Source organism: Bradyrhizobium sp. CCBAU 45389, assembly GCF_028128625.1.
Classification (GTDB): domain Bacteria; phylum Pseudomonadota; class Alphaproteobacteria; order Rhizobiales; family Xanthobacteraceae; genus Bradyrhizobium; species Bradyrhizobium liaoningense_B.
In genome coordinates, this window is record NZ_LBIY01000099.1 from 141028 (window position 1) to 167901 (window position 26874).

23 protein-coding genes are annotated in these 26874 nt (G+C 64.6%); 5 read left to right on the forward strand and 18 right to left on the reverse strand.

Going from position 1 to position 26874, the window contains the following annotated elements; genetic code table 11:
- Positions 1-258: 258 nt before the first annotated feature.
- The 3 genes from XH79_RS39835 to XH79_RS39845 form a co-directional block, all read right to left on the reverse strand.
- On the reverse strand, positions 259-1911 hold the full coding sequence (locus XH79_RS39835; RefSeq protein ID WP_271585235.1) for an NAD-dependent malic enzyme: 1653 nt from the start codon (positions 1909-1911) through the stop codon (positions 259-261).
- 300 nt (positions 1912-2211) lie between these two features.
- Positions 2212-3210 (reverse strand): Bug family tripartite tricarboxylate transporter substrate binding protein, encoded by a 999-nt coding sequence (locus tag XH79_RS39840; protein ID WP_271585659.1) that lies wholly within the window; start codon positions 3208-3210, stop codon positions 2212-2214.
- Between the two features lie 100 nt (positions 3211-3310).
- Positions 3311-5641 (reverse strand): mechanosensitive ion channel domain-containing protein, encoded by a 2331-nt coding sequence (locus tag XH79_RS39845; protein WP_271585236.1) that lies wholly within the window; start codon positions 5639-5641, stop codon positions 3311-3313.
- A gap of 741 nt (positions 5642-6382) precedes the next feature.
- On the opposite strand from XH79_RS39845, the gene XH79_RS39850 reads away from it, so the two are divergent.
- Positions 6383-7267, forward strand: coding sequence for an MBL fold metallo-hydrolase (locus XH79_RS39850; protein WP_271585237.1), 885 nt, complete (start codon positions 6383-6385; stop codon positions 7265-7267).
- Between the two features lie 391 nt (positions 7268-7658).
- Here XH79_RS39850 and XH79_RS39855 read toward each other — a convergent pair whose 3' ends face one another.
- The 9 genes from XH79_RS39855 to XH79_RS39895 all read right to left on the reverse strand — a co-directional run bounded on the left by XH79_RS39855 (position 7659) and on the right by XH79_RS39895 (position 16137).
- Entirely contained in the window at positions 7659-8696 is a 1038-nt protein-coding gene (locus tag XH79_RS39855) for a patatin-like phospholipase family protein (protein ID WP_271585238.1), read from the reverse strand.
- Positions 8693-9622, reverse strand: coding sequence for a polyphosphate kinase 2 family protein (locus XH79_RS39860; protein ID WP_271585239.1), 930 nt, complete (start codon positions 9620-9622; stop codon positions 8693-8695). The genes XH79_RS39855 and XH79_RS39860 overlap by 4 nt, the downstream gene beginning before the upstream one ends.
- A complete protein-coding gene (locus tag XH79_RS39865) occupies positions 9582-10601 on the reverse strand; it encodes a branched-chain amino acid ABC transporter permease (RefSeq protein WP_212339498.1) in 1020 nt (339 codons plus the stop codon). Before XH79_RS39865 ends, XH79_RS39860 begins: the two co-directional genes overlap by 41 nt.
- The gene (locus tag XH79_RS39870) at positions 10598-11479 is read right to left on the reverse strand and encodes a branched-chain amino acid ABC transporter permease (protein WP_212339499.1); all 882 of its coding nucleotides are present in this window, start codon (positions 11477-11479) and stop codon (positions 10598-10600) included. The genes XH79_RS39865 and XH79_RS39870 overlap by 4 nt, the downstream gene beginning before the upstream one ends.
- A gap of 5 nt (positions 11480-11484) precedes the next feature.
- Complete coding sequence (locus XH79_RS39875; RefSeq protein ID WP_271585240.1) at positions 11485-12189, reverse strand: ABC transporter ATP-binding protein; 705 nt, start codon at positions 12187-12189, stop codon at positions 11485-11487.
- A gap of 3 nt (positions 12190-12192) precedes the next feature.
- Entirely contained in the window at positions 12193-12960 is a 768-nt protein-coding gene (locus XH79_RS39880; RefSeq protein ID WP_271585241.1) for an ABC transporter ATP-binding protein, read from the reverse strand.
- Between the two features lie 12 nt (positions 12961-12972).
- The gene (locus XH79_RS39885) at positions 12973-14283 is read right to left on the reverse strand and encodes an ABC transporter substrate-binding protein (protein WP_212339505.1); all 1311 of its coding nucleotides are present in this window, start codon (positions 14281-14283) and stop codon (positions 12973-12975) included.
- 94 nt (positions 14284-14377) lie between these two features.
- Positions 14378-15082 (reverse strand): NUDIX hydrolase, encoded by a 705-nt coding sequence (locus tag XH79_RS39890; protein ID WP_271585242.1) that lies wholly within the window; start codon positions 15080-15082, stop codon positions 14378-14380.
- 29 nt (positions 15083-15111) lie between these two features.
- Positions 15112-16137: an ABC transporter substrate-binding protein gene (locus XH79_RS39895; protein WP_212339510.1), complete on the reverse strand. Its 1026-nt coding sequence runs from the start codon at positions 16135-16137 to the stop codon at positions 15112-15114.
- A 138-nt stretch (positions 16138-16275) separates the two neighbouring features.
- On the opposite strand from XH79_RS39895, the gene XH79_RS39900 reads away from it, so the two are divergent.
- A complete protein-coding gene (locus tag XH79_RS39900) occupies positions 16276-16725 on the forward strand; it encodes a cupin domain-containing protein (RefSeq protein ID WP_212339512.1) in 450 nt (149 codons plus the stop codon).
- A 45-nt stretch (positions 16726-16770) separates the two neighbouring features.
- Here XH79_RS39900 and XH79_RS39905 read toward each other — a convergent pair whose 3' ends face one another.
- Together XH79_RS39905 and XH79_RS39910 are read right to left on the reverse strand one after the other, a co-directional pair.
- A complete protein-coding gene (locus XH79_RS39905) occupies positions 16771-17559 on the reverse strand; it encodes an ABC transporter permease (protein ID WP_211405599.1) in 789 nt (262 codons plus the stop codon).
- Complete coding sequence (locus XH79_RS39910; protein ID WP_271585243.1) at positions 17559-18377, reverse strand: ABC transporter ATP-binding protein; 819 nt, start codon at positions 18375-18377, stop codon at positions 17559-17561. Before XH79_RS39910 ends, XH79_RS39905 begins: the two co-directional genes overlap by 1 nt.
- Before the next feature lie 280 nt (positions 18378-18657).
- Here XH79_RS39910 and XH79_RS39915 point away from each other — a divergent pair, with 280 nt between their 5' ends.
- Together XH79_RS39915 and XH79_RS39920 are read left to right on the forward strand one after the other, a co-directional pair.
- Positions 18658-19440, forward strand: a complete 783-nt coding sequence (locus XH79_RS39915; RefSeq protein ID WP_271585244.1) for an ATP-binding cassette domain-containing protein — start codon at positions 18658-18660, stop codon at positions 19438-19440.
- Positions 19437-20996, forward strand: a complete 1560-nt coding sequence (locus XH79_RS39920) for a glycine betaine ABC transporter substrate-binding protein (protein WP_271585245.1) — start codon at positions 19437-19439, stop codon at positions 20994-20996. The genes XH79_RS39915 and XH79_RS39920 overlap by 4 nt, the downstream gene beginning before the upstream one ends.
- A gap of 151 nt (positions 20997-21147) precedes the next feature.
- Here XH79_RS39920 and XH79_RS39925 read toward each other — a convergent pair whose 3' ends face one another.
- Positions 21148-22860: a sulfatase-like hydrolase/transferase gene (locus tag XH79_RS39925; RefSeq protein WP_271585246.1), complete on the reverse strand. Its 1713-nt coding sequence runs from the start codon at positions 22858-22860 to the stop codon at positions 21148-21150.
- 175 nt (positions 22861-23035) lie between these two features.
- Complete coding sequence (locus XH79_RS39930; protein ID WP_245003550.1) at positions 23036-23704, reverse strand: TetR/AcrR family transcriptional regulator; 669 nt, start codon at positions 23702-23704, stop codon at positions 23036-23038.
- Positions 23705-23810: 106 nt separating this feature from the next.
- On the opposite strand from XH79_RS39930, the gene XH79_RS39935 reads away from it, so the two are divergent.
- Positions 23811-24431 carry a hypothetical protein gene (locus XH79_RS39935; RefSeq protein WP_271585247.1) on the forward strand — a complete coding sequence of 207 codons (621 nt, stop codon included), beginning with the start codon at positions 23811-23813 and terminating at the stop codon, positions 24429-24431.
- 7 nt (positions 24432-24438) lie between these two features.
- Here the strand turns inward: XH79_RS39935 and XH79_RS39940 are convergent, their stop codons facing one another.
- On the reverse strand, positions 24439-25281 hold the full coding sequence (locus XH79_RS39940; protein ID WP_271585248.1) for an SDR family oxidoreductase: 843 nt from the start codon (positions 25279-25281) through the stop codon (positions 24439-24441).
- A gap of 471 nt (positions 25282-25752) precedes the next feature.
- The gene (gene ilvC, locus XH79_RS39945) at positions 25753-26772 is read right to left on the reverse strand and encodes a ketol-acid reductoisomerase (RefSeq protein ID WP_018640837.1); all 1020 of its coding nucleotides are present in this window, start codon (positions 26770-26772) and stop codon (positions 25753-25755) included.
- Positions 26773-26874: the final 102 nt, after the last annotated feature.

Here is a 26874-nt window from a genome sequence, read left to right on the forward strand (position 1 = left end):
GTGGTGGTGGGCTGACCTAACGCCGGTCTAGAAACGTCTGAGGAGTCGGATGGAGCTCCGACGCGATTGGCAGAATGCCCTGCCCCTCACCCGGATCACCCGAGGATGCTTCGCATCGCCGGCGCGATCCGACCTCTCCCCGCAGAAGAGCGGGGAGAGGTTAGGGACGCGCCACTCTCACGCTGCCTCGCCCCGTTCTTACGGGGAGAGGGTTGGAGTGAGGAGCTGCCTCCACAAGTTCGGACCGAATTGTAAGCCTCAGTACTTCGGCTCGTACATCTGCGACTGCACCAGGGCCTTCACGTCATTCGGCGCGGGTCCGTCGGCGAGGCCGCGCTGATAGGCGACATCGGCCACCGCGGCGGCGATGCTGGCCGAGACCTCACGGATGCGGGGCAGCGCCGGATAGAGGCTGCCTTGCGCGAGGTCTTCCTTGCCGACGCTGTTGGCGAGCGTATGCGCGGCCGCCATGAACATCTCGTCCGTCACCAGCTTGGAGCCGCTGGCGATGACGCCGAGGCCGACGCCGGGGAAGATGTAGGAGTTGTTGCCCTGGCGCGGCACGAAGGTGCGGCCGCTGAGCGTGACCGGATCGTACGGGCTGCCGCAGGCGAACAGCGCGCGGCCGTCGGTGTAGCGATAGGCATCCTCCGCCGAGCATTCCGCCTTCGAAGTCGGGTTGGACAGCGCGAACACGATCGGCTGCTGGTTGAGCTCGGCCATCGTCTTCAGCACCTCGGGCGTGAAGGCGCCGCCGACCGCGGCGACGCCGATGATCGCCGTCGGCTTCAGCGTTTTGATCGCGGTGAGGAAATCGGCGATCGGCGCCTGGCCGGTATGGGCATAGCGCAGCTTGTGGCCGGAGAGGCCCTCACGGCCGCCGACGACGAGGCCGCGGGAATCCACCAGCCAGTTGCGACGAAGCGCTTCCGCCTCGGAAGCGCCCTCCGCCATCATGGCGGAGACCACGAGATCGGCGATGCCGGTCGCCGCCTCGCCCGCGCCGAGGAACAGGATCTTCTGATCCTTCAGCTTGCCGCCGGAGACGCGCAGGGCCGAGAACAGGCCGGCGAGCGCCACCGCCGCGGTGCCCTGGATGTCGTCGTTGAAGACGCAGGCCTCGTCGCGGTATTTGTGCAGCAGCTTGAACGCCGAATGATTGGCGAAATCCTCGAACTGGATCAGCACGCCCGGGAAGGTCTTCCGCGCCGCCTGCATGAACTCGTCGACGAAGCTGTCATAGGCTTCGCCCGTCAGCCGGCGCTCACGCAGGCCGAGATAATAGGGATCGTTCAGGAGCTCTTCGTTGTTGGTGCCGACGTCGAGCACGATCGGGAGGCACAGCTCGGGATGCACACCGGCGCAGGCCGAATAGAGCGAGAGCTTGCCGACCGGAATGCCCATGCCGTTGGCACCGAGATCGCCAAGTCCCAAAATGCGCTCGCCGTCGGTGACGACGATCAGCTTGGCGGGATAAGGCCAGTTCTTCAGGATCTCGGCGATCTGGCCGCGGTCGCGCGAGGAGATGAACATGCCGCGCGGTCGCTGGAAGATCAGGCCGTATTTCTGGCAGGCGAGCCCGACGGTCGGCGTGTAGATGATCGGCTGGATCTCGTCGATGTTGTCGACCACGACACGGAAGAACAGCGCCTCGTTGCGGTCATGCAGCGCGTTCAGCGCGACGTATTTTTCGAGATCGGTCGGCAGCGTACGCAGATTGGTGAGCACGCGCTCCGCCTGGGTCTCCATCGTCAGCACACAAGGCGGCAGCAAGCCGCGCAGGCCGAGCGCCGCGCGCTCCGCTTCCGTGAAGGCGGTACCCTTGTTGAGCAAGGGATCGCGCAGCAGCGTCATGCCGTGCGCGGCGTCGGATGATGTCGAATGGGCGCTGACCCGAGCAGCTCTATTCACGAATTCCCCCAGGGAGTTTCTTATTGAAGGGCAACCATTGTCGGCCAGCGTTCCCCTGAGATCAAGGACGTTGCCATTGCAGCATCGATTGTGATCTCGCACCGCAGCGAGAATGGCGCGTAAACCGGCAATTGCGCACGCGAAAAGGTTAACGCGGCAATCTCGCACTCCTCATGGTGAGGAGGCGCGCCAGCGCCGTCTCGAACCATGAAGGCTCCGATCTCGCCCGCGGCCATCCTTCGAGACGCCCGCTCGCGCGGGCTCCTCAGGATGAGGAGCAGTGCTTGTGGTGCCCCGAAACTACTCAGGCTTGATGTCGGCGGCCTTCACGATCGGCCACCATTTCTCGGTTTCGGCCTTCTGGAAGGCGGCGAGCGCTGCGGGCGTTTGCTGGGCTACAGGCGGTATCTCCTGCCCGAGTTCGGCAAAGCGCTGCTTGACGGAAGCATCCGCAAGCACGGCGACGATGGCGGCGTTGAGCTTGCTGACGATGTCTTTCGGCGTGTTCTTCGGCGCCCAGATGCCGTGCCAGTAGGAAATATAGAGCCCGGGCAGGCCCGCCTCGTCGACCGTCGGAATATCGGGCGCGGAGGCGAGCCGTGTCGGCGAGGTCACGGCGAACGCCTTGATCGCGCCGTTCTTGTATTGCGGCAGCGAGTTCGAGGCCTGGTCGAACATGATGTCGATCTGGCCGGCGACCAGATCGATCATCGCCGGGCCCGCACCGCGATAGGGCACGAACTGGAAATCAGTGCCGGTCTTCTCCTTGAAGAACACGCCGGCGACATGGGCGCCGGTGCCCGCGCCGGCCGTCCCGGCGGTCGCCTTGCCGGGGTGGGCCTTCAGCCACGCGATCATCTCCTTCAGGTTGTTGGCCTCGAGCGACTTCCGGCCGACGATGAGCTGCGTGCCCATCGCGATGGTCGCCACCGGCTCGAAATCGGCAATCACGTCATAAGGCAGCTTGAAGATCGCGCCGTTCAGCACATGCGTGCCCCAATGGCCGATGGTAACGGTGGTGCCGTCAGGCGTAGCGCGTGCGACGCGGGCGCCGGCGATGCTGCCGGAGGCGCCCGCCACGTTCTCGACCACGACCGTCGTGTGCAGCTCGGCCGCGATCCGCTCGGACAGGATCCGCGCCAGCGTGTCGGTCGGGCCGCCCGCGGCAAACGGCACGACGAGGGTGATGGGACGCGACGGAAACGGCTGCGCGTTGCCGGGAGCAACCCACACCGCGCCTCCGATCAGCGCGCAAATGACGAACACATGACCACGACATCCGGCCCACAGCCCCCGCATCATCGTCTCCCCCTTTTTGCCGCCCGCTTGTTGTCAGCGGGCTGAGGCTGGAGTGAACGCTGCCGGGCGAGCGCAGGCAAGCTGGAATTTTGCGGAGCCGCTATCCGGCCGCCCGCCGCGGCGTCAGATTGGTGGTCCCCTCTGCCGGCGGCGCGACATGCATCAGAATGGTCTGGGTCGCGGACGCAACCTCGATGCCATGCTGCTGGAAGCGCTGCTTCATGCGGCGGTTGAATTCGCGCTGCACCGGCCAGCGGCCGGCCTCGGTGCAGCGGATCTGGCCGACGATCGAGACCATCGCGCCGTCGACCTTGTCGACGCCCCAGAGCTCGAGATCGCCGCGGATCAGCGCGCGGAAGTCCGCCTCGCGGCGCATCTCGTCGACGATGTCCTTGAGGATCTGGCCGGCGCGATCGGTGTCTTCCCTGTAGGCGACGTTGACGCTGACGGAGGCGTTGCCGGCGCCGCGGCTGGCATTGGTGATGGTGGTGACCGCGCTGAACGGCACGATGTGCACGGCGCCGTCGCCAGCGCGCAGGCGGATGGTCCGGATCGAGACGTTCTCGACGACGCCCGAGAGCCCGGAGACACTGACATTGTCGCCGACCTGCACCGTATTCTCCAGCAGCAGGAACAGGCCGGTGATGAGATCCTGCACCAGCTTCTGCGAACCGAAGCCGATCGCGATGCCGACGATGCCGGCGCCCGCCAGCAGCGGGGCGACATTGACGCCGATCTCGCTCAGCGCCGTGAGGCCGACGACGGTGGCAATCAGGCAGAGCAGCGCGGTTCGCAGCATCGGCTGGAAGGTGCGCAGGCGCGCCGCGCGGGCGTAGTGCCCGTCCCGGGACAGCGCATTGATCTGGCGGTCCAGCAGCGCATTGCTGATTTCCCAGATGGCCGCAGCGATAGACACGGCAATGCCGATCGTCACCACCGCCGAGATCAGCCGGCCGCCGATCTGGCCGCCATAGAACCAGACGATAGCGTCCACGCCCCAGACCTCGAGCACGGCCACGAAGCCGATGAAGGCGATCACGCCCGAGACGATCTTGCGCAGCATCGGCAGATAGCGGTTGGCCCTGACCTCCAGCCCCGGAAAGCGCTGCAGGATCTCCGGCTTGATGCGGAAGCCGCGGTCGATCAGGCCCAGCGTCAGCATGATGGCGACGCGCGTGATCAGCGCCACCACGACGGTGCCGACGAAATATTGCAGCAGCAGCGAATAGCCGTTGCGGATGTTGAGCGCCCACACCGCCCACAGCGCCAGGTCGAGCGCAATGGCGAGGTAATGCCAGCCACCGGCGATGCGGTTGCGCATGCCGGCCGCGATGCCCTGCCTATCGGCCGGCGCGCGAATGGCTTCGGCGACCTGACGGCGGCATTGCAGGATGATGACGACGATGAAGAGGTGTACGACCAGCATCACCATGCGCAGCAGCGCGGCATAGCCGGCGCGATGCAGGCCGAGCAGCAGCGCCACATTGGCGAAGGCGATACCGGTGACGCCGACGCCGACGATTCGGCGCGCCCAAATCTCGATATAGGCCGCCGTCTCGGCCCGCACCGGAAACAGGCCGAACGGCCCCGCCAGCGCCCGGACCAGGCAGATCAGCCCGCGCGAGAACGCATAGGCGTTGACGACCGCGAGGATCACGAGGCGGACGGTGGTCGGTTCTCCGATCTCCGTCCCCAGCAGCGCGGTGGCGACGCCGACCAAGACGAGCACGGGCAGCAGCTCGAGCGCGAAGCGTCCAAGCACGAAGGGCAGCCGCAGCATGACCTGCCAGATCCGTGCCAGACTGTGGCGGCGCTTCTGCAATTCAGGGGCCGGCGTGACGTCGGCCACTGACGATGGCGGATCGGCGATCGGCAGCGCCTGCACCGGCAGGCGGGCGGTCTCCGGCACGCGTCCTTCCAGGAATGCGACCGGGCGGCGGATCAGGCGGAAGATCACCCATTCTGCCGCGAGCGCACAGCCCAGCACCAGCGCGAGCTTCCAGGCGATCTCGATCAGGAGATTGTAGGCCGCCGGATCGTTCGCGGTTCGCATGATCCAGTAGTAGAAGGCCGGGAAATGCGTGATCGTCCGCGCCATGCTGGCGATCTCGCTCGAGATCTCGCCGATCTGCTCGGACACCGTGAGCATGAGCTGCGCGCCCAGGCCGTCGGCCGCAAGCGGGATCGGCGATTTCGGTTCGGGTGCAGGCTGCGGCGGACCGGACGTATTGGCGATTGCGCGCAGCGTATCGATCATCTGGGCGCGCTTCTTGTCGTCCTGAAGGGTTTCCAGTGCGCGCTTGGCCTCGTCAGGCGACAGTGCGGCCGCTTGATTGGCGGCCGGAGCGGGCTTCTCGGCGCGAACCGGGGCAAAAGACGAGATGGCAAGGAAGAGCGCTGCGAGAAGCGCCAGGACAAGCTTATGCGACACGCGGATTCCCTGAAAAAATGAATGCGCCGGCGGCGACGGGACCGTCACCGCCGAAGCACATGCGTCATGTCGGATACCCGCTATTCGCCCCGACCCTGTGTCGGAAGTTGGCCATTGAGGCGACATTCTCTTGGCATTTGCCGCAATGCAGGAGGCAGAAACTCCGCCTACGCCCGGCGAAATGCCGGCATGCATCGATGGAACACGATGCTCACGCCAAAACTTCGCCCGTCATTCCGGGATTGGGCCCGGAATGACGGCGAGGAGGAGGAGAGTGAGCAGTGTATGGAAATCCATTCGTCGAGGTGGCCTCAGCGCGGCCATCCAATGATCGATGTGATGCAAAATACAGCGCCGGGAAGGTAGGGGCTATGCCTCACTGATGCAGCCCGCTAAACCTTGACCCGGCGTGCCGTTCGCGGTTTTCGCCGCTATGCGATAGTCCGAACGAGCTCCATCGCATTTAACGCGGCTGGATTTGCGGAGGTGGAGTCATAGACCTCCCCTTGCTCATGAGGTGGACGTTACGCGTCGCTTGTTTGCGACCACAGCGATGCTCCTCCCGAGACACAAAACTGTCAAGCAGGATCGATGGCTTTCAGATCACATTTGGCACTGCGTTCCACATTGTTCCGCGACAGACTGGCCGTGTAAAACAGCGGAATAAATCCCTCGACGCAGCGTTTGTGTCGAAGGGATATTCCCTCTCCCACATCTTCTTCGTTTCTAGAAAGCCCAGAGATGAAAGCATTATTTTGCATCCCCATTCTCGTGGCCCTCGCGACCGGATCGGCCTTCGCGCAGACCCCGCCGCAGACCTCGACCAGGAAGGTCGACGGCACCGACAATGTCTACGTCTTCCGCTATGGCGGCCATCAGTCGATGTTCGTGGTGACGCCGCAGGGCGTGATCGCGACCGATCCGATCTCGTATCTGCGACCCGCAAAGCCCTATATCGACGCGATCAAGGCGGTCACCGACAAGCCGATCAAATACGTCATCTACAGCCACCATCACTACGACCACATCGCCGGCGGCCAGCCGTTCAAGGATCTCGGCGCCACCTTCATCGCGCACCGGCGAACCAAGGAGCGCCTGCTCGAGCTGAAGAAGCAGAAATCCCTGCTCGCCGACGTCGTGATGCCGGACCAGGTGGTGGACGACAAGAAGAACATCACGCTCGGCGGCACCACGCTGGAGCTGAACTATGTCGGCCGCAATCATTCCGACAATTCGCTGGTGATGCGGCTGCCGAAGGAGAAGATCGTCTTCGTGGTCGACTTCGCACCGATCGAGAGCGTCCAGTTCCGCAACATTCCCGACAATGCCTCGCCGCTGGAGTACATCGCCTCGCTGAAGAAGCTGGCTTCGCTCGACTGGGAGCGGATGATTCCCGGCCATCCCCAGGCCGGCGGACGCTTCGGCACCAAGAAGGACGTCGAGGACGACATCGCCTACATGGAGGACCTCTCCGCTGAAGTGAAGAAGGCGGCGGACGCCGGCAAATGCTTCGACACCGCGATGAAGGAAGTAAAGCTGCCGAAATACGAGGAGTGGGCGAATTACGAGGCGAGCCTTCCCGCCAATATCGAGCGCTTCTGCTACTGGTGGGGACGCGGATATTGAGAGTCGGCTCGCTCAGACGCGACGAGCTTCGCTCGCGCTGAGGACGCGGGTATTGAGAGCCGCGTGCACAGAACTCGTAGGGTGGGCAAAGGCGCCCTTGCGCCGTGCCCACCACCTCTATCCGGTCGAAGATCGGTGGGCACGCTTCGCTTTGCCCACCCTACGAGGCCAGTGATCTCGGCTATGAGCGACGGCGGACACGTCGCTCTGCCCACCCTGCCCGGTCCGCGGCGATGTTGACATCATACCCCTGTTTTGCCCGACGGGTCAAACGGACTTCTTTAAATCCGAATGCGATCGACACGCCTGCCAAGCCATTGATTCCGCTGACACCGGCTACTGTGCATGGGGTTGTTTTCGCACTTTTTTTGTCGATGGCCCGCTCAGCGGCCTAGAGAAACATGTCCGCCAGGTCGACCGTCGAGGCCTTTCCGATCTGGTCGAAGTGTCGCGCCAGCCAGCCTCGCGCCGCCTCGCGGCCCTCGTCGCGCAGGCGACACAACAGGCTCCATTCGGGATGGAACTGCGTGGCCGTGCCGAGCTGCGACATCAGCTGGTCGTTGCCGATCCAGTGCATGTACATGCGGCTATGCCTGTCGCTGTCGAGCTCGCCGTCGTCGATCAGCCGCGTGGCGAAGGCGATCGCGCGCATCTCGCGCATCAGGGACGAATTGAAGCTGATCTCGTTGATGCGGTGGAGGACATCGGCTGCGCTGGTCGGCAGCTCGTCGCGCCGGATCGCGGTGACCTGCACGATGATGACGTCATGACTGCCCTTGCGGTAGATCAACGGATAGATCGCGGGATTGCCGAGATAGCCGCCGTCCCAATAATGCTCGCCGTCGATCTCGACGGCCTGGAAATAGGGCGGCAGGCAGGCCGAGGCGAGCACGGTTTCGGCCGTGAGAAGCGGGCTCTGGAACACCTTGATCTTGCCGGTGCGGACGTTGGTGGCGTTGAGAAACAGCTGTGGCGCCTCGGGCGAGGAATTGAGCCGGTCGAAATCGACCACGCGCAGCAGCAGCGAGCGAAGCGGATTGAAATGAAAGGGATTGAGCAGGCCCGGCGGCAGCGTGTGCGTCAGCGTGTGGATGACGGCGTGAACCGGATGATATTCCGGCGGCAGTCTCAGCGCCTGGATCCACTGGTTCAGTGGCGACATCAAATCGTACGCCATGTCCATGCGCGACACTTCGTACCAGAATGCGTGCAGGCTCTCCCGCGCGGCCTCCGCACCCCCGTGCGCCATGCCGGAGGCCATCACGACCGCATTCATAGCACCGGCACTGGTCGCGCTGATCGCCTCGATCGCGAGCCTGCCGTCTTCGAGCACCTGGTCGAGCACGCCCCAGACGAAGGCGCCGTGCGCGCCGCCGCCCTGGAGCGCGAAGTTGACGGTCTTGCGGTCGGCGGTCCCGTTGGCTGTCACTTTGCTTTCTTCTTGCCTCCCGTCCCCTCTTTCTCCAGCGCCTTGCGCACCTGCTCGAACTCCTGCAGCGAGGCCTTGTCGGCACGGGGAAAGCGCAAGTCGAGCTTTTCGAGCGCGGCATTGATCACCGAGCCGATCACGACGCGGGCGAACCATTTGTGATCGGCGGGCACGACGTACCAGGGCGCGTGCGGCGTGGACGTGTGGCGGACGATGTCCTGGTAGACCGCCTGGTAGCGCGGCCACAGCGCGCGCTCCGTGATGTCGCCCATGGAGAACTTCCACTGCTTGGCCGGATCCTCCAGCCGGTCGAGGAAGCGCTCGCGCTGCTCGTCCTTGGAGACGTTGAGGAAGAACTTCAGCACCACGGTGCCGTTGCGGCAGAGATAGCGCTCGAAGGCGGAGATGTCCTCGAACCGCTCCTTCCAGATGTTCTTGGTGACCAGCTTTTGCGGCAGCTTCTCCTTGGCGAGAATCTCCGGATGCACGCGCGTGACCAGGCACTCTTCGTAATGGGAACGGTTGAAGATGCCGATATGACCGCGCTCGGGCAGCGCGACGACGTGGCGCCAGAGGAAGTCGTGGTCGAGCTCCTTGCTGCTCGGCGCCTTGAAGGCCGTGACCTCGCAACCCTGCGGATTGATGCCCTCGAAGATCGCCTTGATCGCAGAGTCCTTGCCGCCCGCGTCCATGGCCTGGAACACGATCAGCAGCGACCAGCGGTCCTGGGCGTAGAGCTTCTCCTGAAACTCGATCAGCCGCTTCTTGTTGGCGTCGAGAATCGCCTGCGCCTTCTCCTTGTCGAGATCGCCCTTCTCGTTGGTCTTGTGCGCCTTGAGGTGAAACTTGCCCGAGCCATCGTAGCGGAATGGCGTGATGTAGCGGTCAAGCTCCTGGGCGAGCGATTTGGACGGCTTCTTGCTCATGAGCGCGGGATACCTTGCGTTGCGGCTTCAGTCGGTCGAGCAAGCTACCAAGGATGCCCTTGGGAAGGAATATGATGAAGAGCACGAGCAGCACGCCGTAGACGAGATTGTCCCAGCCGACCGCCTTGGTACCGAAGCCGATGCGCAGGGTCTCGGCCAGGAGGATGGTGATGATGGCGCCGACGGTCGGCCCGAGCGAGACGAACAGGCCGCCGACGATCGCCGCGAACACCATCTGCAGCGACACCGCGATGCCGCTGACCGTGTCGGGGGTGATGAACATCTGGTACTGGCAGTAGATCGCGCCGGCGAGCGCCGTCATCAGCGCGCTGAGCAGCGTGATCTTCAGCTTCTCGGCGGTGACGTCGACGCCAGCGGCAGCGGCGGCGTCCTCGTCTTCCGAGATCGCCTCCAGCGCATAGCGGGCCATGCTGCGGTCGACCCAGTGCCAGACCACGATGCCGAACAGCCAGACCGCGAGCGCGATCAGGTACCAGGTGGTCTTGTCGTCGAATTGCAGCGCCAGCAGCTTGTTGCCGGACGCGCGGTTCGGCGTATAGCCGAGCGAGCCGCCGGTATAGTCGCGCGTCGCGGTGATGACCTGGAGCACGATGCCTGAGAGCGCCAACGTCACCAGCACGAAATAATGCCCGGTGATGCGAAAGCGGAAGCAGGGATAGCCGACGATCATCGCCAGCGCGCCGGCCGCCGCCATGCTGATGGGAATGCCGATCCAGGGCGACAGTCCGAGGTGATTCCACAACAGCGCGGTGACGTAAGCACCAATGCCCATGAAGCCGCCATGTCCGAGCGAGACGAGGCCAAACCGCCCCATCATCGACCACGACGTATAGGCGAACGACCAGATCAGGATCAGCACCAGGATGTGCAGATGATAGGGATCGCGATAGACGAAGGGCAGCGCGACCAGCGCCGCCAGCCCTATCGCCCATGCCGCAAGACGTCCCTGCCCCATCATCGGCGCCTCGCAAGCAGGCCCGCGGGCCGGATGAACATCATGACGATGAAGAAGGCAAAGGCGAGCACATAGCCCCATTCGAGATCGGAGAACAGGCCGCCGAGCGAGATGATCTCGGCGAACAGGAAGGCGGCGATGAAGCCGCCGATGAAATTGCCGAGGCCCCCGAGCACGCAGATCAGGAAGGTGATCGGCCCGAATGAGAGGCCGACGAAGGGATGCACGTCATATTGCAGCACCAGGAGGCAGGCGGCGAGGCCGGCGAGCGCGCCGCCGAGCGCGGAGGTGATGAGATAGATGCGCTTGGTGTCGACGCCCATCAGCGCCATGATCTGCCGGTCCTGCGAGATGGCGCGGATCGCGGTGCCAGTGAAGGTGCGCGTCATGAACAGATAGACGGCGACCATGCCGACCAGCGCGGCCACGAAGGACAGCAGCCGCGCGTAGCTGAAGTTCATGTCGCCGAAGGCGAGCACCGGCAGGCGGATGCCAAGATTGCGAAAGTCGATGCCGAAGGCGACCGTGGCAAAGCTCTGCAGCACGAACAGCACGCCGCCGGTCGCGAGCAGCTGGTTGATCGGCGGTGCGGTCAATAGCGGCGCGATCACGAGGTAATGCAGCGCCGCGCCAAGCATGGCGACCAGCAGGATGGTGAGCGGGGCCGCGACGAAATAGCTGACGCCGTAATACTGCACCGTGAAATACATCGCATACATGCCGATCATCACCAGCTCGGCATAGCAAATCCAGGTCACGTCGATGACGCCGAAGATCAAATTGAGCCCGAGCGCGAGCAGCGCCAGCACGCCGCCGAGCAGGATGCCGTTGATGACGGCCTCCAGCAGGTAAATGTCGAAAATGTCCAGGAACGCCTGCATGCCCATCACACCCCGAGATAAGCTTCCTTGACCGTGTCGCTCGCCAGCATCTCGGCCGAAGTGCCGGACGCGCGGATCGTGCCCGCCTCGATCAGATAGGCGCGGTCGACCACCTTCAGCACCTGCTGCACGTTCTGCTCGACGATCAGCACGGTCAGCCCGCTGGCGCGGATCCGCTTCACCAGCTCGAACACCTGCTGCACCACGACCGGCGCAAGTCCGGCCGACGGCTCGTCGAGCAGCAGCAGCTTTGGATTGGACATCATTGCGCGGCCGATCGCGCACATCTGCTGCTCGCCGCCGGACATCGTCCCGGCCATCTGGTGGCGCCGCTCCTTCAGGCGCGGGAACAGGTCGAACACGACCTCCAGCCGCTCGGCATATTGTCCCCGCGCCTCCTTCATGAAGGCGCCCATCTTGAGATTGTCGTCGACCGTGAGCCGCGGAAACAACCGCCGGTTCTCCGGCACATGCGCAATGCCGAGGCTGACGATCTTGTGCGGCGGCGTCGCGACGACGTCGACGCCTTCCATTTTGATCGAGCCGCGCGAGGGCCGGATCAGGCCGGAGATGACGCGCATCAACGTGGTCTTGCCGGCACCGTTCGGGCCGATGACGCCGACGGCCTCGCCGGCCTTCACGTCGAGATTGACGTCGAACAGCGCCTGGAAGGTGCCATAGCCGGCATTGACGCCGCGGAGCTCCAGCATCGGCTAGCCTCCCGCGCGGCGGCGCGCTTCGGCGGCCGCGGCTTGCGTGGTCTCGGCATCGGTGCCGAGATAGACCTCGATGACGCGCGGATCGCCGGCGACCGCGCTCGGCAGGCCTTCCGAGATCTTCTCGCCGTGATCGAGCACCATGACGCGGTCAACGACGCGCATCAGAACGCCCATGATGTGCTCGACCCAGATGATGGTGATGCCAAGCTCGTCGCGGATGTTGCGCAGCATGTCCGCCGCCTGGTCCATCTCGGCCTCATCGAGACCGCCGAGGCTCTCGTCGGCGAGCAGCAGCTTTGGCGCGGTGGCGAGGGCCTTGGCAAGCTCGAGCTTCTTCAGCCCCGCGGCACCGAGACCATCGACGCTGGCGTGCCGATCGGTCGGCAGGCCGACCATCGCCAGCGCGCGCCCGGCCGCCTCCTCGGCCTTGGCGCGGCTGTGGCGGCCCTGGCCGTAGAAGCCGGCGAGCGCGACGTTCTCGAAAATGGAGAGGCGACGGAACGGCCGCGGAATCTGGAAGGTCCGCCCGATGCCGCCATTGATGATCCGGTGCGGCGCAAGGCCCGCGATCTCGTGGCCGGCAAACAGGATCGAGCCCGAGGTCGGGGCCAGCGTGCCTGAGAGCATGTTGAAGATCGTGCTCTTGCCAGAGCCGTTGGGGCCGATCAGGCCGAGGATCTCGCCCTGCTCGACCCGAAACGACACGTTGTTCACGGCGGTGAAGCCGCCAAACCGCTTCACCAGCCCGCTGACTTCCAACACCGGATCACTCCGCTACTGGTTGCTGTAGGTGGTGCCCTTGGGCAGCGGCAGCACGGCTTCGCGCTGTGCCTGGCTCTTGGGCCACACCACATGGGACTTGTCGTCGAGATACTGGATCACGACCGGGAAGGAGCGCTCGTTCTGGCCCGCCATCGGCGTGCCCTCGCCGTAAAACTTGACCCCGAAGCCGAGCATGGTGCCGCCTTCGGGGATGTCGGTGTCGAGCGCGGCCTTGCGCAGCGCATCAGGATCGACCCCGCCATACTTCTTGATTGCGCGCGGCAGCACCTCGCTCATGAACACATAGGTGTTGGAGGCGCCGATGCCGACATGCGCCGAGCGGATGGCGACACCAGGCTTGATCCTGTCGAACTCCTCGCCGACCATCTTGATGACGGCCGGGAGTTTCGGATCCATGGTCTTCTGGTTGGAGAGCCAGATCGAGATCGGATCGGCGTTGAAGATGTAGGTCGCGTCCGCGCCCATGCCCTCCTTCAGCTTCTCATACACGCCGTAGCCGGCGCCATGCCCCATCAGCGCGGCAAATTTCAAGCCCTGCTCGCGGGCCTGGCGCAGCAGCAAGGTGATGTCTGGATTGTAGCCGGTGTGGAAGATCACATCGGGCTTGGCACGCTTCAGCTTGGTCACCAGCGCCGACAGATCCGGCGCGGTGGCCGAATAGCCTTCCTTCAGCACGACGTTGAAGCCCGCCTTCTTCGCGCCGGCCTCGTTGCCCTTGGAGACATCGACGCCATAGGCGCCGTCCTCGTGGATGATGGCGACCCGCAGATCCTTCGGCTCCTTGCCGAGCTTCTCCTTGGCATTCTGGGCGATGAAATCCATCGTCATCATGCCGAACTGGTCGCCGCTCGCCTGCGGGCGGAAGACGTATTTGTAGCCCTTGTCGTTGAACACGGCCGACGAGATGCAGGTCGTCATCCACATGAACTTCTTGAGCTGCTCGACGCGCGAGGCCACCGGCACGCATTGCGCCGAGGAGAAGAAGCCGAGCACCATGTCGACCTTCTCCTGCTCGAGCAGGCGGACGGATTCATTGATGGCGATGTCGGGCTTGCTCTGTGCGTCGGCGTAGACCGCCTCGATCTTGTAGCCCTCGACGCCGGTCTTGGCGAAATGGTCGAGGATGATCTTGGTGCCGACATAGTTCAGTTCAGAACCGCCGCCCGCGAGAGGCCCGGTCAGGTCGAAAACGACGCCAATCTTGATCTTCTTCTCCTGGGCCTCGGCCGAAGCCATCAAGCCCGTCGCTGACATCGCGACCAACAGCCCACGTACCAACCGGGCAGCCATGCGCAGGCGCATCTAAACCTCCCTGGACGATTGTGCATTGCATTCTTCTTGCTTTTGCTTTTTTGCCCATCACATGGGCTGCGCGCGGCGATGTCAAGCCTCGCGCTCAGCGCGAGGCGAACTGCTGCTCGACGAAGGCCGTGACAAATCGCGGCATGGCCGGCGTGAGATCACTCATCCCGCGCACGATATGAATGGCCGACAGTTCCGGCTCGGTCTCGCGTGCAAGATTGGCTTCGATCCGGGCGCGGGCCACATCGCCCGGCACATCCAGGTTGATGACCTGCAGCATTGCAATCGAGGGGCCGGTGACCACGCAATGCCAGCCCGGCTCGACCCGGTAGTCGGCCGCGGTCAGACCGGTCTCCTCGCCGAGCTCGCGGACGACACTGCCGGGAATATCGAGCGTGCCGTCCCTGACGTCGTCGAGATCCGGCGTGCCCGAGGGGAAATAGACGCGACCCGCATTGGCGGTGTGGGGTGCCATCTCGCCCATGATGAAGGCGCCGTCGGACGCGCGCAGCGCGCCCATGCCAAAGCCGTTGAACACGGCCTTGTCGGGAAAGCCCCAGTCGCGCCAGGCGAGGAAGCTTGCAAAATCGGTCTCGAAGTAGGTCGCAGAAAGATGCCCGTCGCTGAACACGGCATCGCGCCCGAGCAGGACGCGGCCGTTCCAGATCTTCGGCCGCTCGCGCTGCTTCTCGGCGAAATGCGCTGCGATCTCGGCGCGCCGTTCCTCCGCGAACGGCCAAACAATCGGCCGAACCGCAAGGTCAAGCGTCGTGACGCGATGAATGACCGGTGACGTCATGACGCCTGGTTACCACGCCTTCGCGTCAGCTATTTGGCGCTCCCCGTGGTCTTCTTGGCCTGGTCGACGAATTTGTTGGTGAAGGTCTTGCTGACGTCGATCTTGGCGTTCGCCACCTCGGGCGAACCGACACTGAACACCGCAAGCACAGCGTCGGCACCCTTCGGGTCCATCTTGCCGGTCTCGGAGAACATGGGAATCGTGTTCTTCAGCGCCGCGAGATAAAGGTCCTTGTTCTTGCCGACCGTCTCTTCCGGCATCTTGGCCATGATCTCCTCGGGCGAGTGCGAATGGATCCAGGCGAGCGTGGCCAGGATCGCATTGGTCAGCGCCTGCGTTTCCTTCTCGTGGCTATTGACCCAGGCCGCCGTCGAGTACAGCGCGCCACCGGGATATTCGCCGCCAAAGGTCTCGAGCGTATCCTTCTGCGTACGGGTGTCGCTGAGGATGCGCAAATCCTTGTGGCTGCCCTGCAGCACGGTGACGGACGGATCGAGCATCACGGCCGCGTCGATCTGCCCCTGCTCCATCGCGGCCACGGCCGTAGCGCCGAGGCCGACGCCGATCACAGCAGCGCTGGTGGGGTCGAGCCCGTTCTTCTTCAGCATATATTTCAGGAAGAAGTCGGTGGAGGAGCCGGGCGCGCTGACGCCGACCTTCTTGCCGGCGAGGTCCTTGACCGACTTGATGTCATTGGTGCGCGACGGCGCAACCACCAGCACGAGGCCGGGATAGCGGTCATAGACCACGAAGGACTGCAGCTCCTGCTTCTTGGCCGCGAGGTTGACGCAATGGTCGAAATAGCCGGAGACGACGTCGGCGCTGCCGCCGAGCACGGCCTTGAGCGCGTCCGAACCGCCCTTGAGGTCGACCAGCTCGACGTTGAGGCCGGCCTTCTCGTACTCGCCGAGCTGTTTGGCCAGCACCGTCGGCAGGTAGCACAGGCAGGCCCCGCCGCCGACCGCGACGGTCACCTTGCTCTGGGCTGCGGCAAGCGAGGTGGTGAGCGTCAGCGCGAGCAGCGCGCCGGCGAGCCTGGCAATCGTGTTCTTCATTGGTTTCCTCCGTTCGGCCGGCGGCACCATAGAGCAGCGGGACCGGCTTGAGAAGCACTGCCTAAGTGGGCTGGCCATCTGCCTTTCGGCGCAATAGCATGCCTGAACAAGAACAATTCCAGATGGGGAGAATGATCCATGAATCGCCTTATTGCCGGGCTGTCGCTCGCCGCCGCCTTTGCCGCCGGATGCGGCGCCAACCAGCTGCTCCGGCCGGCGCTGGCTGCCGAGAACATCACCGCGCAGCTCATCCATACTGGCGAGATGGAGGGCGATGCGCTCGGCCCCGCCAACAATGTCGGCTACCGCTCAAAAATGTTCGCAAGCGCCGACGGCGCCACCGTCTCGATCCAGGTCGGCAACGTGCCCAAGCACATGCACCCCAACACCAACGAGATTCAGTACATCCTGGACGGGACCGGGACGATCTGGCTCGGCGACAAGGAGGTCACGGTCAAGCCGGGCGACCTCGTCATCATCCCCAAGGGCACGCCGCATGGCGGCACCAAGCCGATCAGCGGTCAGGTCAAGGCGATCGCCATCAAGACGCCACCGCAGGCACCCGACGATACCAAGCTGCTGGACTGAGCCTACGGAAATGGGGCTCGCGCCGATGCGCGAGCCCATTTTCAGCTAGCCGCGCCCATCCGACGCGGTCGGCCGCCACACCAGGAGGCGCCGCTCGACCAGTGTCACGCCGTAGTCGATCAGGATGACGAAGGCCGACAGCACGAACATGCCGGCGAACACGCCGGCGACGTCGAACACGCCTTCAGCCTGCTGGATCAGATAGCCGAGCCCCGCCGCCGATCCCAGATATTCGCCGACGACCGCGCCGACCACGGCGAAGCCGACGGAGGTGTGCAGCGAGGAGAACATCCACGACAATGCCGACGGCCAATAGACGTGCTGCATCAGCTGCCGCTCGCTCATGCCGAGCATGCGGCCGTTGTCGAGCACGGTGCGGCTGACTTCCTTGACGCCCTGATAGACGTTGAAGAACACGATGAAGAACACCAGGGTCACGCCGAGCGCGACCTTCGACCATATGCCGAGCCCGAGCCACAGCGCGAAGATCGGCGCCAGCACCACGCGCGGCAGTGCGTTGACCATCTTGACGTAGGGGTCGAACACCGCCGCCACCAGCGGCTGGCGCGCGAACCAGAAGCCGACCAGCACACCACCGGCCGATCCGATCACGAAGGCGAGGATCGATTCCGCCAGCGTGATGCCGAGATGCTTCCAGATCACGCCGGACGCGAACCATTTCACGATCTGGCTGAACACGTCGAACGGATTGGAGAAGAAGAACGGCGGCAGCAGGATCTTGCCGAACACGGGCACGGTCGACAGCACCTGCCACAGCACGATGCACACGACCGCGACCAGAACCTGCAGCGCAAACAGCGTCGGACGCGACATCAGACCGCCTCCGCCGCGTGCGTGGATTGCGCGTAGCCCTTCATCACCTCGTCCTTCAGCACGCTCCAGATCTCGCGATGGAGCGCATGGAACTCCTTGTCGAGCCGCACCTCGAAAATGTCGCGCGGGCGCGGCAGGCTGACGCGCCAGTCACCGATGATGCGCGAGGACGGCCCCGCCGACATAATCACCACGCGGTCGGCGAGCGCGATCGCCTCTTCCAGATCGTGGGTGACGAACAGCACGGCCTTGCGGTCGGCGTTCCACAAGTCGAGCAGCAGGTTGCCCATCACCTGTCGCGTCTGCGCATCGAGCGGCCCGAACGGCTCGTCCATCAGCAGGATCTTGGGATCGCGGATCAGCACCTGCGCCAGCGCCACGCGCTTGCGCTGGCCGCCGGAGAGCATGTGCGGATAGCGATTGGCGAAGGCGCCGAGGCCCACGGAGGTCAGCCATTTCTGCGCCTGAGGCAGGGCTTCAGCGCGCGACGTGCCCTTGATCTCGAGCCCGATCGCGACATTGTCGAGCGCGGTCTTCCAGGGGAACAGCGCGTCGGCCTGGAACAGGTAGCCGGCCTCCCGGTTGAGCCCCGCCAGCGGCCGGTCGAAGATCTTGACGCTGCCGGCGGCCGGCTTGAGCAGGCCCGCGGCAACATTGAGCAGCGTCGATTTCCCGCAGCCGGTCGGACCGACGATGGCGACGAACTCGCCCTGCGCGACTGTCAGATGCGCCTTCTCCACCGCCGTATAGACCCGACCATCCCCCAGCCGGAACGCAACCTTGGCATCTTTCAGCGCCACTGCCGTTGGCGTTGTCATATGTTTCCTCCGAACTCAGGCCGATGCCTTAGCCTCTCGCGCGGCCAAGTTCAATCAAGCCGCCAAGCGTGCTACGCATGGGGTCTTGCCGTGCTCTTACCCTCCCCTGGAGGGGGAGGGTCGGCTCACATTGAGCGCAGCGAAATGCGAGACGGGGTGGGGTGACAGTCTCTCCACCTCGAACAGTGCCCGAGTGGAGAGATCACCCCACCCCGCCCGCGCTTTCGCGCGAGCGACCCTCCCCCTCCAGGGGAGGGTAAGGAAGAATGAGCCACGTCGGATGACTTCCAAACCAGCGATCAGCTACCAAACGGTCAGCAAGAGCTTCGGCTCCCTCAGGGCTGTAGACGACGTGTCGCTCGACATTGCCGAGGGCGAGTTTCTGGCCATCGTCGGCGGCTCCGGCTCGGGCAAGACCACGCTGCTGCGACTCGCCAACCGGCTGATCGAGGCCGATACCGGCACGATCATGGTCGAGGGCGAGGACGTGCGGAATGTCGATCCGGTCGCCCTGCGGCGCCGGATCGGCTACGTCTTCCAGAGCGGCGGGCTGTTTCCTCACTTAAGCGTCGCCGACAATATCGGGATCACGCCAAAACTGCTGGGCGAGCCGGCAGCGGCCATCGCTGGGCGTGTCGACGAGCTGCTGGAGCTCGTGCAGCTCGACCGCGCATCACATCGTGATCGTCTGCCCGAGGCACTCTCCGGCGGCCAGCGCCAGCGCGTCGGCGTGGCACGGGCGCTCGCCGCAAAGCCCCGCATCGTGCTGATGGACGAGCCGTTCGGCGCGCTCGACCCCCTCACCCGCGATGCGCTCGGCGAGGACTATCGCACGCTTCACAGCAGGCTCGGTCTGACCACCGTGATGATCACGCACGACATGACCGAGGCGATCCTGCTCGCCGATCGTATCGCGGTGATGCGCGGCGGAAAGGTGCTGGCGCAAGGCACGCCCGCGGAGCTCTCCAGCAGCAGCGACGCTTACGTGCTCGAGCTGTTGCGCACACCGCGGCGCCAGGTCGAGCGGCTGAATGCACTGCTGCCGCAGAGCGGTGCGGCATGAGCCTCCTCTCCGATCCGCGCTGGGGCGAGGCGCTGTCGCATCTGCCCGATTATCTCGGCAACCATGTGCGGGTGAGCCTCGCCGCGCTCGCACTTGGCCTCGCCGTCAGCTTGCCGCTGGCGATCCTGACGCGCAACCGTCCGGCACCGCGCGGCATCCTGCTCGCGCTCGCCAGCATCGTGCAGACCGTGCCGGGACTGGCGCTGCTCGCGCTCTTCTACCCGCTGCTGCTGCTGGCGGCCTCGGTCACGCTCGCCTGGTTCGGCGTGTCCTTCTCCGCCTTCGGCTTCCTGCCGGCGATGCTGGCGCTGGCGCTCTATTCGATGCTGCCGGTGCTGCGCAACGGCATCACCGGCCTCAACGGCATCGATCCCGCGCTGATCGAGGCGGCCAAGGGCGTCGGCATGACCGCACGGCAGTCGCTTGTCATGGTTGAGCTCCCGCTGGCGCTGCCGGTGATGATGGCGGGCATCCGCACCGCCGCGGTGTGGGTGATCGGCACCGCGACGCTCTCGACGCCGATCGGGCAGACCAGCCTCGGCAATTACATTTTTGCGGGCCTCCAGACCCAGAACTGGGTGTTCGTGCTGTTCGGCTGCCTCGCCTCGGCCCTGCTCGCGCTCGCGGTCGATCAGCTGCTTGGGCTGATCGAAAGCGGCTTGCGCCGTCGCGGCCGTCTGCGCACCGGCCTCGGCGCGATCGGGATCGCGGCGCTGGTCGCAGCAACGCTGGTGCCGACCATGGGACGCTCGTCGCAAGGCTACGTGGTCGGCGCCAAAACCTTCGCCGAGCAATATGTGCTGTCGGCGTTGATGAGGGACCGCCTCCAGGCGGCGGGCCTCTCGGCCACGGCGCGGTCGGGGCTCGGCTCCAGCGTGATCTTCGAGGCACTGAAGGCGGGCGACATCGATCTCTATGTCGATTATTCCGGCACGCTCTGGGCCAACCAGCTGCATCGCACCGACATCAAGCCGCGCGCCGAGTTGGTCGCCGAGCTGAAGACGGCGCTCGCAAAGGACAACATCACCCTGCTCGGCGAGCTCGGCTTCGAGAATGCCTATGCGTTGGTGATGCCGAAGAAGCGCGCCGAGGCGCTTGGCATCCGCACCATCGCCGACCTCACCGCACATGCCTCGACGCTATCGATTGCCGGCGACTACGAATTCTTCTCGCGCCCCGAATGGGCAGCGCTGCAAAAGGCCTATGGGTTGCAGTTCCGCACCCAGCGCCAGATGCAGCCGGACTTCATGTATGCGGCGGTTGCCAGCGGCGAGGTCGACGTCATCGCCGGCTACACCAGCGACGGCCTGATCGCCAAATACGACCTTGTCACGCTCGACGATCCCAAACGCGCGATCCCGCCCTACGACGCCATCCTGCTGCTGGCGCCGAAACGCGCCGGCGACGAGCGGCTCAAGACGGCGCTGCAACCCCTGCTCGGCAAGATCGACATCGCCACCATGCGCGAAGCGAATTTGCGCGCCAGCGGCAACGACGCGAACTCGTCGCCGGATGCGGTGGCGAAATGGCTGTGGGGGAAGGTGGGCACGCAGTAGGCCGGGATTTCGTAGGGTGGGCAAAGGCGCATAAGCGCCGTGCCCACCGTCTCTGGACACGCGCGACAGGATTGGTGGGCACGCTTCGCTTCTGCCCACCCTACGATCTCACGCCGCTTGGTGAGCACCGGTCCGCGACCCAAGCGAGCGACTACAATCCCCGGATCATCCCCGCGTTGATCAGCAGCCGGTTCAGCCGCCGCGCTTCGGCGCCGTCCTTGCAGCCGTAGAAGAGGCCCTTGCAGCGGAGCATGATCGCCTTCTGCTCGGCGAAGGACGGGTCGAGCGGGATGCCGGCGGCTTCCTGGATCACCAGCGGCAGATAGGGGCCGTCGATCGTGTCCATCACGGCATCGCTCTTGACCGGCTCGAAATTGACGGCGTCGATGGCATAATAGGTCGCGTAGAGGCGCGGATCGTAGGCATCTAACTTCTTGCCGATGGCGCCCTCGTCGAGTCCGGGCTCGAGCAGGTTCGGCGCGAATTCCGGCTGATGATCGCCATAGCGCACGATCAGGAAGGGCTCGCCGGGAAAGGTCTTCTTCAGGCCGGCGACGAACGCCTTGTACTGCTCGGCGCTCATCGCCTGCCGGCGCAGATATTCGTCGATGGACGCCACATTGCCCGGCGCGCGCCAGTTCGGCAGCAGGTCCGGGCGGAAGCGCGTCTCCCAGGGGAAATGATTGGCACCGAGATAGATGAAGGTGAACAGCGGCTTGTTCGGCGGCTGTTGGCCCATCAGCTGGAGCGCCTTGTCGTAGAAGAAGCTGTCGGGCTCGACGTCCTTGGCGCCGAGGTCCTTCGAGTCGAGGAAGCGCTCGATGCCGGTCGTCATCTGGAAGCTGCGTGCGCCCATGAAGCCGCCATGGGCGGGATAGAGCGACAGCGTGTCGTAGCCGCAGCGGCGCAGCGCCAGCGGCAGGCCGCGCTCGACGCGGCTCGAGGCGATGCGCGTCACGAAATAGGCGAAGCGACCGAACGAGCGCGAGGAGAGCCCTGCGAGCACATTGTATTCGGTGAACCAGCTCGGCCCGCCATTGCTCTCGGCGAGGAAGGTACGCTGCTTGCCGTCCCACGATTTGAAGTGATCGCCATAGCGCGGCGGCACCCTGATGCCCTGCGCGGCGCGGATGTCGAAGCTGGATTCATCATGGACCATGATGATGTTCGGCCGGCGGCCCGCAGGGTGGCAGGCATCGACCAGCGGCATGCTGAGCCGCTCGTTGGTCGAAGCCGCCGACTCCATGAAGCCGTACTGCGCAAGGTCGGAGACGGCGCTGACGCCCGAGCGGAAGAATTTTGAGAGATAGCCGTCGTCGTAATAGCCGCGCCAGGCTTCATCAGGATGATAGAGCGAATAGCTGACCAGGGCGGCGAGGCAGGCGAGCTTGCAGGCGAGTGCCGGCAGGCGGCGGATGCGGAACGGATCGAGCCACCACAGCGCATACATCAGCGGCAGCGTGACGAGGCCGGCCAGGATCACCGACCAGCGCAAATTCGGGAAGATCGTGAACAGGAACGCGACGGTGTCGCGGTCGATCATCATCAGGTCGATGAAGTTGACCGTCATCTGCACGACGTCGTGCTTGAGACGCGACAGCAGCACCAGCACGACGACCATGGTCAGCGACAGCGCGCCCGACAGCGCCGGCCGGCGCAACAGCGTGATCCAGAAGAAGTTGAGGATGCCCCAGGCCAGGGCGAAGGACAGGCGCGAGCCGAAATCGGTCTCGGTCTCGTACATCAGCGCGAGCGCCGCCAGATGCGGCGCGGCGACCGCGAGCAGCCGCCAGATGCCGAGCGCGGCGACGCTCGCCAGCACGGCGGTGGTGGCAGAAGGACCTGGATTGGGCGCGGACGCCATCGACGGCACGCAACTCTGGTCCGGCGCGGGTATGCAAAGCCGTCTGGCCGGTCCCAAGACGGCTAGGGCGTCCGGCGCAGCCGGAAACCTGCACCGTGTCATAAAACTGTAACGGAACAGTCAAGGACAGGCAACGCGCGCCGCGATCCGACCTTCGCTTAATGTCGGCTCGTGGCTAATCGGTCGTGGCGATCCCGGAGATGAAAAGATCGATCACCCCTTCAGCCATCCGCTCGACCTCGCCCTTCCCGACGCCCCAGCGCGGAAAATGGCCGTCGAGATTCATCCGGGCAAAGCCGTAGACCAGGGCCCGGCCGGCGATCTGGATGCGCTTGAGGTCGGCCGACCGCAGCAGGCCTTGCTCTGCCGCATCAGCCAGCATCTGCTCCGTCAGCGCGATCAGTTCGGCGTTGTCGCGCGTCAGCTCCGGCGAGCTGCCATGGGCGAAGTATCGCCCCGTCGAGATGATCTCGAAATGCGCGGGGTTGCGCATGGCCCAGCGCAGATAGGCCAGGCCAAAGGCGCGGAAGCGGAGAAGCGGGTCGGCGGCCGCTTCCGCGCCTTTGGCCTCGCCCAGCGCCGCCTCGATCTCGGCTCGGAAGCGCCGCTGCGCCTCCTCGGCCGCCGCCGCCATCAGCGCGTCGCGGTTGGGGAAGTGTCGGAACGGCGCCCCCGGGGATACCGCAGCCCGGCGCGCGGCCTCCCGTACCGAGACCTCGGCGCCTTCCGCGGCGAGCTGCAACGCAGCATCGATCAGCACGCGGCGAAGGTCGCCGTGATGGTACGGCCGAGCTTCAGGCTTCTGGCGGCGGGCGCGCGGCTTGGAGGTCGGACGGGCGGGCATGGCGTCTTCTAGCATCACTCCATCGTGAATGTAAGCAGCGATTACACCATTGACGGATGCGCGATCCCTAAATGTAATCGATGATTACATAACGGAGGAGATTGCCATGTCGCAACGTCAAGGCTGGTTCGAAGGCTGGCGGCTGCTTGCCGTGCTCACCCTCAGCCTGATCGCACTTAGCCTGTGGATCGCCGCGATGCGACAGTTCGAGGTCGAGGGCGCGCGGATGGTAATCCGCTTCACCGCGCGAAGCTCGCTCACGCTGTTCTGCCTCGCCTTCAGTGCCGCGGCGCTGGCGCGGCTGTGGCCGAATGCCTGGACGCGCTGGCAGCGGCGCAATCGCCGCTATCTCGGCCTCAGCTTCGCCGCCTCGCACGCCATCCACGCAGTGGCCATCGTTGCCTTCGCCAGGATGGATCCAGCCGGCTTTGCGGAGGCCACCTCGGCGGCCTCCTACATCTTCGGCGGCATCGGCTATGCCGTTATCATAGTCATGAGCGCGACCTCGTTCGACCGCACCGCCGCGCTGCTTGGACCGCGCGCCTGGCGCGCGTTGCATCTTGTCGGCGGCTATTACCTCTGGTTCCAGTTCATGGTGTCGTTCGGCAAGCGCGTACCGGCGATGCCGCTCTATGCCGCCTTCCTGCTTCCGCTGCTCGTCGTGATGGCGCTGCGGCTGATCGCGATGGCCGCCCATCCACGTGGGCAGACGGCCGAGGCGAGCTGAATGACGGTTACCCTTGCGGCAGCAACCCGAGCCGCTTGGCAATGATGCGGTCGAGTGTCCGTTTCGGCAGCAGCGCCGTAATCAAATGGCGCAGCGGATCGGGCGTGATCTGGTAGCGCACCTTGGGGCTCGTCGCCGTCAGCGCTTCGAACACGATTTCGGCGATGCGCTCGGCCGGCAGGCCGAGCTCCATCATGAACGCCATGACCTTGTTCAGCGCGGGCAGATAGGGCGAGTTCTTGTAAACAGTGAGATCGATCTCTTCGGCCTTGCTCCAGATCGGCGTCTTGACCGCGCCGGGGGCGACGATGATGACGTCGATGCCGAACAGCATCAGCTCGCGGCGCAGGCTTTCCGACAAGCCCTCGACGGCGTGCTTGGAGTTGCAGTAAGGCGCCGACAGCGGATTGCCGTTCTTGCCCGCGACCGAGCTGATCATCACGATCCGGCCCTTCGGCCCCTTCAGCGACGGGTCGGCGCCGAGCAGCGGCCCGAACGCCTGCGTCGCGATCACAGGGCCGATGACGTTGATGTCCATCTGGCGGCGGAAATCATCGGCCGACAATTCGAGCACCGGGCCGGCGACCGCAATGCCGGCATTGTTGACGAGGCCGGCCAGCGTCTCCCCGCCCAGCGCCTCGCGAACGCTTCGCGCAGCCGCAAGCACGGCGGCCTCATCCGTGACGTCGAACAGCAGCGGCGTGAAGTTCGGACCAAACTCACCCTTGAGCCGGTCGGCATCGGCCTGCTTCCGAACACTGCCGAAAACGCGATAGCCGCGCGCGACCAGATATTTCGCAATGGCCCAGCCGATGCCGGTGGACGCGCCGGTGATGACGACGGATCGCATGGTCCTCTCCCCTCGAGTTCCCGCGATCATGTAGGAGGAAGGCGCGGTCGCGCAATGCCGTCCAACTCTCAAGAAGGTGCGGCCAGTGTCGGTTCTTAAGATGAGGCGGCGTGCGAACGTTGCGACGCGAGGTCGAAGGCGCCTTAAACAAGCGGATAAAGAGCCGAATCCTTGGCCCTGAAGACGCACGGCTTTTGACGAATCCGGACTTCTGAAAAAGTTCTGAAAACGACGCACTGCCAAGAATGTGGTTTAAGCGTCAGTTCTTGGTGCTCGAGGAGCGCGTCAACTCGCGAAGAATTTGAATGAAGCAACAATGCTTCGCGCGAGAAGGAAAGAGCGAGACCGCTGTCTACGATCTCGCTCCACCATACCCGCGAAGGTTTTAAGATTTGGTTTGGCGAGCGAAGCTTGCGCTTCGCTCGTCATTCCGGGTGTCGTTCGCGCGAACCCGGAATGACGGCGTAGCCGTCAGTTCTTCGACTTGTCGACCAGCGCGCCCTTCTTGATCCAGGGCATCATGTCGCGCAGCTTGGCACCGACTTCCTCGATCGGGTGGGCGGCGAGCTTGGCGCGGGTCGCCTTGAACGAGGTCTGGTTGACCTTGTTCTCGAGCATCCAGTCGCGGGCGAACTTGCCGCCCTGGATGTCGGCCAGAACCTTGCGCATCTCCTTCTTGGTCTCGTCCGTGATGATGCGGGGACCGGTGACATACTCGCCGTACTCGGCGGTGTTGGAGATCGAGTAGTTCATGTTGGCGATGCCGCCTTCATAGATCAGGTCGACGATCAGCTTCACTTCGTGCAGGCACTCGAAATAGGCCATCTCGGGCGCGTAGCCGGCTTCGACCAGGGTCTCGTAGCCGCCCTTGATCAGTTCGACCAGGCCGCCGCAGAGCACCACCTGCTCGCCGAACAGGTCGGTCTCGCACTCTTCCTTGAAGGTGGTCTCGATGATGCCGGCGCGGCCGCCGCCGACTGCCGACGCGTAGGACAGGCCGAGGTCATGGGCGTTGCCCGAGACGTCCTTGGCGATCGCGATCAGGCAGGGCACGCCGCCGCCGCGCTGATACTCCGAGCGGACAGTGTGGCCGGGGCCCTTCGGCGCGATCATCAGCACGTCGAGGTCGGCGCGCGGATCGAGCAGGTTGAAGTGGACGTTGAGGCCGTGCGCGAACACGAGGGCGGCGCCCTTCTTCATGTTGTCGTGCAGGTGCTCGCGATAAATGTCGCCCTGGAGCTCGTCCGGGGTCAGCATCATGACGAGGTCGGCCCATTTGGCGGCTTCGGCGACTTCCATCACCTTGAAGCCGGCGGCTTCTGCCTTCTTGACCGAGCTCGAGTCCTTGCGCAGCGCAATGGCGACTTCCTTGACGCCGGAATCCTTCAGGTTGAGCGCATGGGCGTGGCCCTGGCTGCCGTAGCCGACGATGGCGACCTTCTTGCCCTTGATCAGGTTCAGGTCGGCGTCGCGATCGTAATAAACACGCATAGGTCGTTTCCTCGTTCAGGGCCGAAATCGGCCGATGGTCAGTGTCCGAAGGGTGAAATTTGCGGATTTCGGGGGCTGTCTAGAGCATTTTCAGCCCTGAGG

Coding starts and splice junctions, on each gene's coding strand:
- XH79_RS39840 (WP_271585659.1), bottom strand. CDS start 3,210: ATGCGGGGGCTGTGGGCCGGATGTCGTGGTCATGTGTTCGTCATTTGC.
- XH79_RS39850 (WP_271585237.1), top strand. CDS start 6,383: ATGAAAGCATTATTTTGCATCCCCATTCTCGTGGCCCTCGCGACCGGA.
- XH79_RS39860 (WP_271585239.1), bottom strand. CDS start 9,622: ATGAGCAAGAAGCCGTCCAAATCGCTCGCCCAGGAGCTTGACCGCTAC.
- XH79_RS39865 (WP_212339498.1), bottom strand. CDS start 10,601: ATGATGGGGCAGGGACGTCTTGCGGCATGGGCGATAGGGCTGGCGGCG.
- XH79_RS39870 (WP_212339499.1), bottom strand. CDS start 11,479: ATGCAGGCGTTCCTGGACATTTTCGACATTTACCTGCTGGAGGCCGTC.
- XH79_RS39875 (WP_271585240.1), bottom strand. CDS start 12,189: ATGCTGGAGCTCCGCGGCGTCAATGCCGGCTATGGCACCTTCCAGGCG.
- XH79_RS39885 (WP_212339505.1), bottom strand. CDS start 14,283: ATGCGCCTGCGCATGGCTGCCCGGTTGGTACGTGGGCTGTTGGTCGCG.
- XH79_RS39890 (WP_271585242.1), bottom strand. CDS start 15,082: ATGACGTCACCGGTCATTCATCGCGTCACGACGCTTGACCTTGCGGTT.
- XH79_RS39895 (WP_212339510.1), bottom strand. CDS start 16,137: ATGAAGAACACGATTGCCAGGCTCGCCGGCGCGCTGCTCGCGCTGACG.
- XH79_RS39900 (WP_212339512.1), top strand. CDS start 16,276: ATGAATCGCCTTATTGCCGGGCTGTCGCTCGCCGCCGCCTTTGCCGCC.
- XH79_RS39905 (WP_211405599.1), bottom strand. CDS start 17,559: ATGTCGCGTCCGACGCTGTTTGCGCTGCAGGTTCTGGTCGCGGTCGTG.
- XH79_RS39910 (WP_271585243.1), bottom strand. CDS start 18,377: ATGACAACGCCAACGGCAGTGGCGCTGAAAGATGCCAAGGTTGCGTTC.
- XH79_RS39915 (WP_271585244.1), top strand. CDS start 18,658: ATGACTTCCAAACCAGCGATCAGCTACCAAACGGTCAGCAAGAGCTTC.
- XH79_RS39920 (WP_271585245.1), top strand. CDS start 19,437: ATGAGCCTCCTCTCCGATCCGCGCTGGGGCGAGGCGCTGTCGCATCTG.
- XH79_RS39925 (WP_271585246.1), bottom strand. CDS start 22,860: ATGGCGTCCGCGCCCAATCCAGGTCCTTCTGCCACCACCGCCGTGCTG.
- XH79_RS39930 (WP_245003550.1), bottom strand. CDS start 23,704: ATGCCCGCCCGTCCGACCTCCAAGCCGCGCGCCCGCCGCCAGAAGCCT.
- XH79_RS39935 (WP_271585247.1), top strand. CDS start 23,811: ATGTCGCAACGTCAAGGCTGGTTCGAAGGCTGGCGGCTGCTTGCCGTG.
- XH79_RS39940 (WP_271585248.1), bottom strand. CDS start 25,281: ATGCGATCCGTCGTCATCACCGGCGCGTCCACCGGCATCGGCTGGGCC.
- ilvC (WP_018640837.1), bottom strand. CDS start 26,772: ATGCGTGTTTATTACGATCGCGACGCCGACCTGAACCTGATCAAGGGC.